Genomic DNA, 12,538 nt, shown 5'->3' with positions numbered 1-12,538 from the left:
ATTAGACCACACAACTATTAAGCTGATGAATCACTTTGATACGAACAAGCCTTACAGTGAAAGTAGAATTTTCCTTTATTGGGCCAGCGCATATCTATTTTGTGGAATTTGTCGGACTCGCATCTTGGGCAGTAAGATGGATATTTGATTTGAGAACTGTCGGATTTATTGACCTTTTTGGGTGCTGAAGACACAGCAAGCAACTCACCAAAAATTGAATCAATGACTTTTCCATAACTACGAGCAGCTTTAACGCGGTACAACTTAATCCCCGCACTCGATAGCGCATAGTTCTTGTCTTTATCACGCCTTATGTTGTCGCGCTTTTGATGGCTCTTATCGTCCAGTTCGATGGCCGCAATAATTTTGCTTGATGATTGTTCGATTAAAACAAAGTCGATGTGCTTTCTCGCAACCTTGTTAAAGGCAACAATATTCTTTGGGTTCTCAGGTTTACACAGGTCAGCCAAGCGAACCTTTGGCACAACATAGATATGGTCAGGCAACTTGTTTTTAAGCTGAGTAAAGAAATTCTGCTCCGCCCTACTATTTAGAAACGGTATTGGCACAAACTTTCCGCTAATCTTCTTCTTTCTCTTACCAAATATGGCTTTAAGGACAACAAGAAGACCAAAGAAAGCGAGCAAGATGATCATGTTGCTGTTGATGTGGTCAAGAAAGTTCATACGAGTCTCCAAACTTTGAGTTTAAAAATTCAAGAGCAATTAATTTGCTGCAAAAAGGGCCGTAATACCGGATTTCTGATTCATTATGAGGAACCTGTTCTTCTATAAACCAATCACCAACGCGAGGTTGATTCGGGCTATATTTCTTGATTTTGTTCAGATTTTGATGCGTCACTTCTACCACATAAATTGACGTTCCAACATGGTCAATATGTGTCTGATTCTTTGGAGCTTCCATGCTTACTATCCAATGAAGTTTTGGGGTTACTTCTATTGAATCATGACGTTTGAGATTTCCTAAACTTTGGCGCTTGGAGAGGGAGAGAAAAGAACAAGGTACAAGCCTGCACCTTGCTGTGAACATAACCGACACTAAATGCCTATTATTCGTAGGCTATCTATTCGATATTATGATACCAGTTGTTTATGTGACTTTCAGCACATATTTTCTAGGCAATAAAAAAAAGCTAAGCTTTCGCCTAGCTGTCCAAGGTATATCAACACAACATGAATAGTGGAGTTCACGCAAAATAGTGTGCAGTTAATTTTATGTTATTTAAAGGATTAGTTAAGAAAAACTAGTTTTTTCCTTGGTTTGCATTCTTATTTGCCAACCTTTTCTCTAAATGTGCAAAGGCTTGTTTGATTTCTTCACTTTTTGCCTGAGTTTTTTGTTTCTCAAGAACCGCATTGAACTCTTCATATGGAAGCTTAAGAAGTAAGAATGCGCTGTATTTACCATCAATCGCGACAATCTCTTGGCTTACGACGCTATAGCCGTTCACTGGTACTGAGTCCACGATGTTATCGATGAGCTGTGTGTATTGTTCACTGACACCGGCATTGTTCTCTTGGGTATAGCTTTGTTCGTTGCCAGAGAGCTCTTGGCCAAAGTTCTTCGCCAGTTCAAATTGAGCATTAAGGTTCGCTTTTTTCATAGCGATGTCCAGCTTCTTACTTTCACCTTGTCCGACACCATAAACCCCTGTTGCATCGGGTTTTGGCTGTTTCAGTACCCATTCAGGCACATTGGCAATATGTTTTTCAGCTTTCTCTTGAGCGACATCTGCTTTAAGCTGCTCGGCCTTCAGTTGGTCTTGGGTGGTATCTTGAGCCGTCGGAGTGCTAGAGCAACCCGCAAGTACCAAAGCGCTAGCTAGCAATGACATTGTTAGTTTATTCATGATCGTAAATTCCTTATGTAGAAAGTCCTAGTCGAACACAGTATTTCTTTGTGCCGGTGATGTCCTGATACCCTTCTTCAAGCGTTTGAACACCTTTCATCATGTGCTCACTTTTTAGCGTGACGCTCTCTGTCAGGACGTCTTTAGTCTGTACATCATTCTTGGTTTCGGTTGTAACAGTTTTGAGCTGGCTTTTAGCTGACACAAGCCCACCGAGTTCATGAGCAAGTTGACCTTTAGCCATCGCTCTTGCAGTGGTTCTGTCTAAAGCTGGATTACCAGTGCTATCGACACAGCCAGTCGCAGTATATTGCTGATTGGCGTAGGATAAGCTGCTTACCAAAAGAAGCCCAACCGTCATCCATTTAGGTGTCATTTCGCCTCCATATCGAAAAAGATAAAACCAGATTACACGAGTTTTTAAATTTCCAAAATCAACGACTATTAACATGGAAATCAATATTTTGGCAAGTTCACTACTACTTATATAGATAGAGTTCGAAAAACACGGTACAAGTGGACAAGTTAATAAAAAATCATTTAGTTATAGTGCGCATTGTTCTATTCGAACAATGGGGAAACAGTTGAAGCTTAAGGTGGCGATAAACTTCAATAAAGAACACTTCTAAATCGACTGATAGAATTTCACGATTCCTTCTAAAAGGTTAGTCACTGCAACAGACGCTAGAATAAGTCCCATCACCCGACTAATAATCATCGCCCCTACTTTCCCGATGATTTTATCTATCATATTTGCACCAAGTAGCAATATGAGAGTGACAAGCAAAACCAACATCATAATGCCGCCTGACATCATTTGATGGATGAGGCTGTACCGATTATTGTCAGTAAGAAGGACAACCGCCATCATCGCACCGGGGCTAGCGATTGAAGGAACAGCGAGAGGATACACCGCTAATTGTGACAATTGACTACGACACACATCATTCATCCCTTTCTCACACAATTTCGTTTCAACGTCAGGCTTGGATTCACCAAAAATCATAGTTAGAGCAAACAATAGCAACACAAGGCCACCGGCCACCTGAAAAGCAGGCAAAGGCACCTGCATGGCTTCCAGCAAAATTTGTCCTGCCACAAGGAAGAAAAGTAAAATGGCGGCCGAGATACCTACGGCTTCAAGCGCAACAATACGTTTTTGCTTCTTATTTAAGTGGGCAGTTCGTGATAAGAAAACTGGAACTGAACCAATGGGATCAATCACAGCCCAAAGAAGTACAAACTGAGTAATTAAAATATCTAACATGCTTTCCTTCTTTTCTATTTATCATACGTAGGAGGGGTTAACTTTTTGACAACTCGCCGTGCTTTATCCAGTAAAAAGCGATTACATTTTTAGATATCTGCTAACCACATATTCACTATAATAAAGTGGCAGTACGATATCTTGTTGTTCTAACGGTGAAGAGCCTTGTGTTCCCGTTAATTTGATTGTTTTTACTGGTTGGCATTTGGTTATGTACGATTGAAGAGATTTTGCTCTAGTGCGTTTACCACTTTTAACTTCAATAGGAATCACATTTCCGCTGTCATCCGATACGACAAATTCTATTTCAGCGCGCGCATCTCCCCAAGAAAAAGTAGGATCGACTCCTTGCGCGACCAACTCTTGCTGAACAAAGTTTTCCGCAACAAACCCTTTGTATTGGTAACCTTGCTGTTTAATTTCTTTATAACTCACCCCAAGCATATGGTTTAAGAGTCCCACATCGAACAAGAACAATTTCACCATATTATCTTTACGGTAGGCCGCTAATGGACTTTGAGGTGTTCCATCAATGGGGTAGTTTTTGAGTATCAGGCGACATTTATCCAGCCATGAGATGGCACTCTCAAAATCGCCGTATCGTGATCTTCGCTCATACACGCCTTTAAATTTAAAGCGCTTTACCGATTCATCCACCACTGATGATAACTGAGAGGGTACGTTATTAAAGACAGCCTCTATCAATCCCGCGTCCACTTTACCTGAGTATTTGCCAAAGTCACGCTGATAACCCAACACCAAATCTCGATGAATCTCTGTCACGGCTTGGACTCGCTCTACAATACTGCTATCAGCTAGGTTGTACCATGTTCTAACAGCTTCAGGCATACCCCCGGTAAAATAGTAATCGGTGAGTTTTTCAAACAATTTACTATGCGCCGCCGCTGAATTAGCCTGAGCACTAAAGGCTTTGATGAGCGGAGCTTCGTCTGAAGCCATTAGAAATTCACGAAATGTAAGAGGACGTAAGTTGTGCTGCTCTACTTTTCCGACTGGAAATGAATTGAGTAAACCAATGTTCGAGCCACTTGCCGCGACAAAAAAGTGTGGGGCTTTTTCAGCAAAGTACTTTAATGACGTCACCGCTTTCGGACACTCACCAATCTCATCCAATATCAGTAAATCAGTAACTGGGTTAAAAAGCTCGCCCGTCAACAATTCAAGATTGGAAAGAATATCTTCTGGCGATAGTGAACCTTCGAAAGCTTCAGACATTTGTGGCGACTCCAAAAAATCGACTCGGAGAACTTTCTCAAAAGTATCACCCAACAAAGATTGCAGTATGTATGTTTTTCCCGCTTGGCGAGCGCCATCTATCAACAAAGGTTTTCGCTGTTTTTTTGCTTTCCAGTCTAAGAGTTTTTCTAAAAGTAACCGTTGCATGGACGACTCATTATTTTCAGTAAACAGTGTCTATCATTACACTTTATTGCGCGTAAAAAAGCAACTTTTCACACTTTTACGCGCACAAAAGTGTTTATAATGACATTTATATGCGCATAAAAGTGAACAGGTAGAGCCCTATGACTTTATTTGTAACGATTTCGGGTAGTGCTTGTTTAATAGATCTGAGTGGAAGCTTGTCAGTGCTAAAAGATATGAATAAAGGTGTGTGGGATAAAGACTACAGATCCTAGATTCCATTGACATAATTTGAACGCAGATAACCAGACAGGCTTAACCGCGCCCACATCGCTGTAGTTGCGATTGGCGTTCATGGTTAGCTCGTTGGCATGGTTAAAGACTTGGTTTACCTCAAACGCTATTTGGCGAAGCTCTTTCGCGTGCTTGTCTTTAACTCTAACGCTTAATGTTTTAATGGAAGTTTTCATTTGAAATTCCTACGCAAACTGTTGGCCGCTTATGGATAGTGAACCTATACAACCAATCTACAGCACGTTTAAAATTTCCAAAATCGAAGATACTTGCTCAAAGCATTGATAAACCTAATTTGGCTCCAAAAATAAGCCAGCTGAATTGGATGACCATTCGGTACGAGGTAAGGTTTACCCTCATAAACGTAATAGGTTGCTTTCAAAATTAGATATGAAGATAGCACTCATCATATACTCCAAAGGGTATATTTGCGACATATACTCTATAAGGTATATGAGACAAAGCTCTGTCCAGAGCAAATCTCATCCAAGAGTTTCTAGTGTAGTGGCTTAATACAAGAAACAAACTCTGTAGTCGAGCCTGCAGGGAAAGGGAGTGTTCCCACTTTCGTCTTCGTTCCCGCAAAGATATCTAGCTTTTGAACATTACTCATACCAGCCCTCAACTAGCGGCTCACCTTCGGTTTGTCATACCAGAGAGGGATAGCATTACGCGCAGCCATTAGCTACGCGCTCTTATTCTTAAACAGGTTTGAGTCTCGTACCTAGCAGTTACAGATAGGTAAATTGCTTGGCACTCTTGGGTTTCACTTTCTTAAAGTCACTGTCATACATTTTGTAGTCAAGGCTGTTTTTGCTTCGAAATGCGGCGATGTACCCTATCTCATGCGCGACTTTCACTTTGCCTGTTATTTTAAATGTTTGCTTGAAAAGCGAGACACTATCATTGAAGTCTTTGTACTTTGACATCATCCCGAACATGTTCTTTGACTTGGTATTCCCCACCACTAAAGCATCGAGGATCTTTCCATTAGTGCTTAACGAAAGTTTTTTTAGTGCCTCGAAAGCCCCTTCAAAAGCGTAACCTTGGTTGTTGGGAAACAAGTGGAGTCCAATCAACTTGCTGCTATAGAGTAGAGTGATTGAAGTACAAATAGAAACATCTGGGTACCATATCTCCTTTGGATGAGAGCCTATTGCGGAATCCAAACAACTGTTTAGCATTCCATTCGAGAGTAACTGAGGGGGTGAGCTTGACTCTTTTTTCTTAGAGTTATTCGAATCACCATTTTCATCGTACAGTGCTTCTATACTTGCTGTCATAATGTCTCCGAACCATGTAATAAGATTAATTTGAAGATTTTTTTGCAAGAATAATGTAGCGCTTACATTTCCCTAAATACGTTATCTCAATACCACTACTACATAAGATGCTTACAATTTATTAACATGTGTGAAACCGCTCTACTGACAATGAAATAAAATGAAACAAAGCTCATAATGCAATCCTATTTTGGACTACTCGATTATGCATTGTTTGCTACTAGCAGTGCTGTGCAGCAGGTACCAGGCAGGATACAAAGAGGTATATTTCAGATTTTTCTTAGCTGCCTGCACGGCAGATAACTGGAGAGTTTAATCTCGGAAGCCTTATTGTAAAAGAGCTAGGCCCAAAATGAGTTCGAAAACCCTTTTTTGAGCTTATATATTTCGTCACATAAAATCAATGACTTATAACAGGGTTGAAACTTAGGGTCTAGATGGCCGAATAGAAGAACCATGTTTCAATCTCTTTGACTTTCTGGCCTTAATATAAGTAGAATTTACTCATAGGGTGGTTACAGGCGTTTATTAACGGCACCCCACTGCCAGACTTGTTCTGGTTAGTCCATGACTAGGTAACAGTGACCTGCCCTGCATAAGCAGCTGAGAACCCGTCCATTGAGGCGGGTTCGCTATTTCTAGTACATCACTTATTGTTTTGAGCTTCTTTTGGCCCCCCTTTGTATCTAGGGCTCACTTTTGTGCCTTTTGCTATTTTGAAAATACTATAGCTGCGTTGAGCTAGTGCTTTTCTATCAAAAAAAGCACTAGTAACGTGCATTCTCATCAACCGATTCTCTTAGCTGCCTGTGCGGCAGTGAACTTATACAGTAATTGCGCTATGCAATGCATTCTTTTCTTAGCTACCTGCACGGTAGTGAACAAAAGACTCGAAAGATTGCTTATTTGCCCTGTTTTCTAAGCTGCCTGTACGGCATACACATAGACAGAATACCTCATATTTCAGATTTCCAAAATCGAAGAAATTGTACTAATGGACGGCTTCATAATCTCCCATATCATCTTTAGTGATTTGGAACGAACATTCCAAAAAGAAAAAAGGACCAACGAGATACTTGGTTCCCCTAGAGATAAGTTGGCTACGGTGTCACCGCCCCCCAGCTTTTAAGAAGCAACAGCCATATTATTGGATTACGTACAACCTGCGAGGTTTATTCATTTTCGGGATCACTTACTGGTATATTCTGTGCCGTAACTTTTGCTATCTTGTTATTTTTATATTGCAAGATATGACCTATTTAATGGCCATATACTATTTCTTTAAATCAATATGGTACCGCAATGATTATCTCATCTCCTACAGACTATAGAGTTACTGCAAAATCCAAACTGCCCCCTTTTTTATTCCATTACGCGGATGGCGGATCGTATGACGAGCATACTTTGAGAAGAAATATCGAAGATTTAAAGGCGATTGGTCTTCGCCAGCGCGTACTGAACAATATGTCGGAGCTGGACCTTAAAACTCAGTTATTTGGCGAGCAGCTATCGATGCCAATGGCTCTCGCGCCTGTTGGATTGACTGGGATGTATGCTCGGCGCGGCGAAGTACAAGCAGCCCAAGCGGCGGATAATAAAGGCATTCCATTTACTATGTCATCGCTATCGGTGTGTAATATTGAAGAAGTAGCACCCACAATATCTCGTCCCATATGGTTTCAGCTGTATGCGCTTAAAGATCGGGGCTTTATGCGCAATGTTTTAGAACGCGCTCAGCAAGCGAATGTGAAGAACTTAGTCTTTACCGTGGACATGCCAGTTGCCGGAGCCCGCTATCGAGACCGACATTCTGGGATGAGTGGACCACAGGCAACAATTCGTCGTATGTGGCAAGCCATTACGCATCCGAGATGGGCAATTGAGGTCGGCTTATTAGGGCGTCCACATGAGCTTGGTAATATCTCTACTTACCTTGGCAGGCCCACCACTCTCACTGATTATATGGGGTGGATAGGTGACAACTTTGAACCTTCAATTAGCTGGAAAGATTTAGAGTGGGTCCGAGAGTTTTGGCAAGGTAATATTATTATTAAAGGGATCTTAGATTCACAAGATGCCAAAGATGCGGCACGCTTTGGGGCAGATGGTATCGTTGTCTCCAATCATGGAGGCCGTCAGCTCGATGGCGTGCCTTCGACGGTGCACGCGTTGCCCGAAATCGCTGATGCAGTAAAAGGCAAAGTAAAAATTTTGGTTGATTCTGGCATTCGCAATGGGTTGGATGTCGTTAGAATGCTAGCATCAGGGGCTGACTGCACGTTGATTGGGCGTTTTTTTCTCTATGCACTTGCTGCTGATGGCAAAGAGGGCGTCGAGAACTTATTGGATATATACAACCAAGAAATGAGAGTTGCAATGACACTCACAGGCGCAAAGAGTGTGGCTGAACTTTCAACGGACTCGTTAGTTAGGACTAATTATCAGGGGTAAGCTCTCTCACCTAAAAAGTAGGCGACAATACGAATCATGCTCCTGTTTATGATAATAGTTCGATGTTATCGCCTCTTGTATACAAGGTACTTACATGTGCTCAAGTGGAAGCTGAACTAGGGGAAAGATAAGTGGGTATCAATTTGAAATATTGGGTTAAAGAATTCAGGATTGCTGCCACCAACAGTACGTAGGAGTTGTTGTACCGTTTGTACATGTTCGCCCCACCTAAACCTCTAGCACCCAACATTTAAAAATTGATCAATATCTAACGAGGTTTTGCCCCAAAGTCATTTAGGACAAATACTCGTTCAAATGCTGTTCACGCTGATTTTCGATACTTGAAGTAATGTGGTAGTAGTGAGTGAGTATTTTGGTTTGTCTGCAAGGCTCGTTTTCTCCCATTTGCGAGTGGCCATGAGTCGATTTATTATCGAGCTCGATGACCGCTTAAAGGACTATATTTAAGTACTGGCAGTTCCACACAGAACTATTTGCAGTGCCCACATTTCTATACTACTTTTTCTCAGGAAGATTGTTTAGTTCAAGCTCAAGCTAAACAACTGCCAATGCAATTCGGCCTTAGCACCTAGAGCTCGATAAAAGTCTTGCGCATAATGGTTGTTGCTGAGCACATCCCAGCGGATTTTACTTCCACCTTGCTGCCGGCAATGAGTAATCAAGCTTTGCATCATCTCCCTTCCTAACTGCTGAGAACGATAAGCAGGTGCAACGTACAGCTCTTTGATATACCACCAAGGCTTTAAGTCATAGCTAAAAGGCAGCCGATAATAAACCAACATACCAACTAACCGTTGGTCTTGTTCGGCCACTAAAGCCTCGACTTGTTCGGTCTCAAACAGCACCTGAGTCAAGGCTGGTTCGCTCACACAAAAAGCTTCGCTATAGCCCTCAAATTCCGCCAGCGCCTCCATTAACTGTAAAAGCTCCGGTTCATCGCCGGGCTGCACCCGGCGAATTACAGCGTTATTAAACAGCATCGCTAGTATCTTCAACTAAGCTAAAGCCCTCATCGATCCAGCCGGTCACTCCGCCAATCATCTTCTTAACGGGACGCGCTAATTTAGCTAAGCGAATCGCCGCTTTTTCTGTTGCATTACAGTGAGGCCCTGCACAGTAAACCACGAACAGGGTGTCGCTGGGATAGTCCGCCAAACTTTGCTCGTTGATGCGGGTATGCATCAAGTTAATAGCGCCTTCTATATGCCCTCGTTCAAACGCATCTTTACCGCGCACATCAAGTAGAACAAAGTCCTTTCGATTGTTGGTGATGGCATGGTGTACATCCCAGCAGTCGGTTTCAAAACGCTGCAAGGCTTCAAAGTGGGCCAGTGCTTCTTGGCTCGGGGCTACGGCAATTCTTGATACAACTGATGACATAACTCTTTCCTTAAGTTGTGAATTCGAGAGCCATTTTGCAGCTGATAGACGAGATTAACCATTGGCCTAAAAGACATACTTCGTTAATATTGAGCCAAATTATTTACAAGGATAATGATGAAGGCAAAGCGTGTCGCAATCTTGAGTTTCCCGCATGTAGCCATGTTTGAAATAGCATGTGCAGTAGAACTATTCGGCTTGCCCCGTCCAGAGTTTGAATCATGGTACCAATGTGAGGTGGTGAGTTTTGAACACGCTCCGCTTGAGACCACCGCTGGCTTGCAGTTACAAGCGAAAGCCGTAAAACAACTAGACGACTACGATATGTTAGTTGTGCCCAGCTGGCCTGCCAGTCAGTCTAACCTGCCCCCCTTGTTGGCTGAACAAGTGTTGCGGTGCTATCAGCATGGCAAACGGATCGTATCTTTTTGCTCGGGTTCATTTTTACTTGCAGAATTGGGGATTTTAGAAGGGCGGAATGCCACCACCCACTGGCGCTATGCTCAGCAGTTTCAACAACGCTTTCCTAACCTTAACTATCTGGATGACGTGCTCTACGTGTATGACGGCCAGATCGGTTGTTCTGCTGGAAGTGCCTCTGCCATTGATTTGGGCTTAGAAATCATTCGCCAAGATTATGGGTATACGGTTGCCAACCAAGTGGCCCGGCGTTTAGTTATGTCGGCTCATCGCCACGGTGGACAATCACAGTTTGTAGAAACACCAGTACTGGCGGTGCCTAACCAATTTGCCCAGTCGATAGACTGGGCTCTGAGTCACCTAAACGAAGATATCGACATCAACAGCTTGGCTGCCCGCGCCAATATGTCTAGACGTACCTTTGATCGCAAGTTTCGCTCCAGCTTTAATCTCAGCCCCAAGGCGTGGCTCACTCAGCAAAGACTGGAAAAGGCCAAAGTCCTGTTAGAAAACGAAGGCTACAGTATTGAAAAAGTCGCTGAACTCAGTGGGTTTGATAATTCAACCACCATGCGCCACCACTTTCGTAAGCTGCTGAGCATTTCACCTAATCAATATCGCCAGCAATTTGCCGCCAACTCCAGTCTTAGCAGATTTTGATTTTTGATTGCTCAATAAAACGCAGAACTAAAGTTTGTTAGATCGGTGACTTAAAATGCTCAGCAAAAGCCACTTACCCTAGCTCACTTTCACGTCATTTTAGAGTGTTCGTATAGCTGCGTTAGAACCTAAACAGAGTCAGCGTGTCTCTGCTGACTCGGATTTGCCCCATTCCTTTTTATGACGCTCTCTGCTCTCGTTTTATTTGACAATAGTTTGACCAAATTTAAGTAATGTTACGAAGTAGCTACTAACTCGGTGGTTAATCTCACGATGGGAAGCTTAATTCTTTTAGCAACCAAGATTTAAACGCCTTAACTCTTAGGGCTCGTGAAGAAGAAGGATCACTAATTACAGAGTAGCGAATTCCGGGGCTTAGCCCTATATTGAATGGCTTGACCAATAAACCTCGTTCAACAAAGTCTGCTGAAATACTTTCAGTTGCTAGACAGGCCCCATGTCCAGCAACTACAGCGTTGATTGCCATATCAAACGTACTCACTTCCATCCATTGAATACCTTCTCTTTTCGCACTTACGTTTGCATGAACAAACCATTGTTCCCAACTGAAAGATGCGGAGTGAAAGTCAATCAACCAACAATTGAGGAGTTGTTCTGGACTATCGAACGTCATAGATTCTGCTAGTTGTGGAGAACAATAAGGATAAATGTTTTCTTCAAATAATGTCTCTTGTTCTAAACCTAGGTCCTCTGCATTTTCATCTCCCTGCCAAATCAAGACATCAGTTTCAGTGTGTCGAATATCGATTTCCTTAACCGTTTGTACGCGAATCGGAACATATGGGAACTCCATCGTGAACTTCCACAATCTAGGCATTAACCAACGCGTGGAGAATGAACGGGGAGCACTGACGTTCAGTACTCCTTCGAGTGGTTCATTTTGAATTCGATTTAGTCCAGTGATGATGTTTTTAAAACCGTCATTAACATGACTTTGGAGTATTTGTCCCTTATCTGTCAGATGCATTTCACGTCCGCGACGGATGAATAATTTACATCCTAAGCGGTCTTCAAGCTGCCGTAGCTTTTGGCTTATGGCTGCTTGTGTGACACACAATTCTTCAGCAGCTTTACTATAGCTTTTATGTCGAGAAGCAGATTCGAAAAAACGAAGTGCCGAAAGATAACGCAGTCGATTATCCATAAGTTGTAGTTATAGTTCCTATAATTAATCGTTGTTCGTAACGGAAGTTGTTTCCCTTGATAATAACTGCATCTAATCAGTAATCAAGAATAAGACGATGCAGTTGACTATTCCTCATAGTACAATTTCTATTTTTAAGTTACTTAAATTATGGGTATTTAATGTATTACTTGGTAAATAAGGTAATAAGGTTATAGCTATGAATAGTCATCTCAGAAAAGATGTTGGGCTATGTCCTGAAGAGAGGACTACTCGGCATTATTCTAGGTTTTTATAATATGAAATTATGGGTAGTTTAGTGAAGGTTCAGATAGTATCGTTACGTCTAATCGTTGACTACGGAC

At 42.2% G+C, this 12,538-nt stretch carries 13 protein-coding genes; 2 read left to right on the top strand and 11 right to left on the bottom strand.

The annotated features are described in order from the left end of the window. Positions 1–17: 17 nt before the first annotated feature. The 8 genes from L7A31_RS21920 to L7A31_RS21885 all read right to left on the bottom strand — a co-directional run bounded on the left by L7A31_RS21920 (position 18) and on the right by L7A31_RS21885 (position 6,097). Positions 18–686 carry a DUF2726 domain-containing protein gene (locus L7A31_RS21920; protein ID WP_237364136.1) on the bottom strand — a complete coding sequence of 223 codons (669 nt, stop codon included), beginning with the start codon at positions 684–686 and terminating at the stop codon, positions 18–20. Then, positions 673–1,050, bottom strand: coding sequence for a hypothetical protein (locus L7A31_RS21915; protein ID WP_237364135.1), 378 nt, complete (start codon positions 1,048–1,050; stop codon positions 673–675). The genes L7A31_RS21920 and L7A31_RS21915 overlap by 14 nt, the downstream gene beginning before the upstream one ends. 214 nt (positions 1,051–1,264) lie before the next feature. Continuing rightward, the gene (locus L7A31_RS21910; RefSeq protein WP_237364133.1) at positions 1,265–1,870 is read right to left on the bottom strand and encodes an LPP20 family lipoprotein; all 606 of its coding nucleotides are present in this window, start codon (positions 1,868–1,870) and stop codon (positions 1,265–1,267) included. Between the two features lie 13 nt (positions 1,871–1,883). Then, positions 1,884–2,246 carry a hypothetical protein gene (locus tag L7A31_RS21905; protein WP_237364131.1) on the bottom strand — a complete coding sequence of 121 codons (363 nt, stop codon included), beginning with the start codon at positions 2,244–2,246 and terminating at the stop codon, positions 1,884–1,886. A 249-nt stretch (positions 2,247–2,495) separates the two neighbouring features. After that, a complete protein-coding gene (locus L7A31_RS21900) occupies positions 2,496–3,137 on the bottom strand; it encodes a MarC family protein (RefSeq protein WP_237364129.1) in 642 nt (213 codons plus the stop codon). Positions 3,138–3,218: 81 nt separating this feature from the next. Next, positions 3,219–4,541, bottom strand: coding sequence for an ATP-binding protein (locus L7A31_RS21895; protein WP_237364127.1), 1,323 nt, complete (start codon positions 4,539–4,541; stop codon positions 3,219–3,221). 206 nt (positions 4,542–4,747) lie between these two features. Beyond that, entirely contained in the window at positions 4,748–4,990 is a 243-nt protein-coding gene (locus L7A31_RS21890) for a hypothetical protein (RefSeq protein WP_237364125.1), read from the bottom strand. 555 nt (positions 4,991–5,545) lie between these two features. Continuing rightward, on the bottom strand, positions 5,546–6,097 hold the full coding sequence (locus tag L7A31_RS21885; RefSeq protein ID WP_237364116.1) for a hypothetical protein: 552 nt from the start codon (positions 6,095–6,097) through the stop codon (positions 5,546–5,548). A 1,302-nt stretch (positions 6,098–7,399) separates the two neighbouring features. Between L7A31_RS21885 and lldD the strand changes: the two genes are divergently transcribed. Further along, positions 7,400–8,548 (top strand): FMN-dependent L-lactate dehydrogenase LldD, encoded by a 1,149-nt coding sequence (gene lldD, locus L7A31_RS21880; RefSeq protein WP_237364114.1) that lies wholly within the window; start codon positions 7,400–7,402, stop codon positions 8,546–8,548. Between the two features lie 539 nt (positions 8,549–9,087). Here the strand turns inward: lldD and L7A31_RS21875 are convergent. Both L7A31_RS21875 and L7A31_RS21870 read right to left on the bottom strand, forming a co-directional pair. Further along, positions 9,088–9,549 carry a GNAT family N-acetyltransferase gene (locus tag L7A31_RS21875; RefSeq protein WP_237364104.1) on the bottom strand — a complete coding sequence of 154 codons (462 nt, stop codon included), beginning with the start codon at positions 9,547–9,549 and terminating at the stop codon, positions 9,088–9,090. Then, on the bottom strand, positions 9,539–9,949 hold the full coding sequence (locus L7A31_RS21870; protein ID WP_237364103.1) for a rhodanese-like domain-containing protein: 411 nt from the start codon (positions 9,947–9,949) through the stop codon (positions 9,539–9,541). Before L7A31_RS21870 ends, L7A31_RS21875 begins: the two co-directional genes overlap by 11 nt. A gap of 117 nt (positions 9,950–10,066) precedes the next feature. On the opposite strand from L7A31_RS21870, the gene L7A31_RS21865 reads away from it, so the two are divergent. Continuing rightward, the gene (locus L7A31_RS21865) at positions 10,067–11,029 is read left to right on the top strand and encodes a helix-turn-helix domain-containing protein (RefSeq protein ID WP_237364100.1); all 963 of its coding nucleotides are present in this window, start codon (positions 10,067–10,069) and stop codon (positions 11,027–11,029) included. Between the two features lie 268 nt (positions 11,030–11,297). Here the strand turns inward: L7A31_RS21865 and L7A31_RS21860 are convergent, their stop codons facing one another. Next, a complete protein-coding gene (locus L7A31_RS21860; RefSeq protein ID WP_237364098.1) occupies positions 11,298–12,194 on the bottom strand; it encodes a LysR substrate-binding domain-containing protein in 897 nt (298 codons plus the stop codon). Positions 12,195–12,538 lie beyond the last annotated feature (344 nt).

The organism is Vibrio marisflavi CECT 7928, assembly GCF_921294215.1.
In the GTDB taxonomy this organism is placed as follows: domain Bacteria; phylum Pseudomonadota; class Gammaproteobacteria; order Enterobacterales; family Vibrionaceae; genus Vibrio; species Vibrio marisflavi.
The sequence above is the reverse complement of the archived record's forward strand: the minus strand, read 5'-3'. Positions and strand labels throughout refer to the sequence as shown.

What these genes read in the sequence shown, in the direction of transcription:
- lldD (WP_237364114.1), top strand. Translation starts at nt 7,400, where the DNA reads ATGATTATCTCATCTCCTACAGACTATAGAGTTACTGCAAAATCCAAA.
- L7A31_RS21870 (WP_237364103.1), bottom strand. Translation starts at nt 9,949, where the DNA reads ATGTCATCAGTTGTATCAAGAATTGCCGTAGCCCCGAGCCAAGAAGCA.
- L7A31_RS21910 (WP_237364133.1), bottom strand. Translation starts at nt 1,870, where the DNA reads ATGAATAAACTAACAATGTCATTGCTAGCTAGCGCTTTGGTACTTGCG.
- L7A31_RS21885 (WP_237364116.1), bottom strand. Translation starts at nt 6,097, where the DNA reads ATGACAGCAAGTATAGAAGCACTGTACGATGAAAATGGTGATTCGAAT.
- L7A31_RS21920 (WP_237364136.1), bottom strand. Translation starts at nt 686, where the DNA reads ATGAACTTTCTTGACCACATCAACAGCAACATGATCATCTTGCTCGCT.
- L7A31_RS21915 (WP_237364135.1), bottom strand. Translation starts at nt 1,050, where the DNA reads ATGTTCACAGCAAGGTGCAGGCTTGTACCTTGTTCTTTTCTCTCCCTC.
- L7A31_RS21865 (WP_237364100.1), top strand. Translation starts at nt 10,067, where the DNA reads ATGAAGGCAAAGCGTGTCGCAATCTTGAGTTTCCCGCATGTAGCCATG.
- L7A31_RS21900 (WP_237364129.1), bottom strand. Translation starts at nt 3,137, where the DNA reads ATGTTAGATATTTTAATTACTCAGTTTGTACTTCTTTGGGCTGTGATT.
- L7A31_RS21905 (WP_237364131.1), bottom strand. Translation starts at nt 2,246, where the DNA reads ATGACACCTAAATGGATGACGGTTGGGCTTCTTTTGGTAAGCAGCTTA.
- L7A31_RS21890 (WP_237364125.1), bottom strand. Translation starts at nt 4,990, where the DNA reads ATGAAAACTTCCATTAAAACATTAAGCGTTAGAGTTAAAGACAAGCAC.
- L7A31_RS21895 (WP_237364127.1), bottom strand. Translation starts at nt 4,541, where the DNA reads ATGCAACGGTTACTTTTAGAAAAACTCTTAGACTGGAAAGCAAAAAAA.
- L7A31_RS21860 (WP_237364098.1), bottom strand. Translation starts at nt 12,194, where the DNA reads ATGGATAATCGACTGCGTTATCTTTCGGCACTTCGTTTTTTCGAATCT.
- L7A31_RS21875 (WP_237364104.1), bottom strand. Translation starts at nt 9,549, where the DNA reads ATGCTGTTTAATAACGCTGTAATTCGCCGGGTGCAGCCCGGCGATGAA.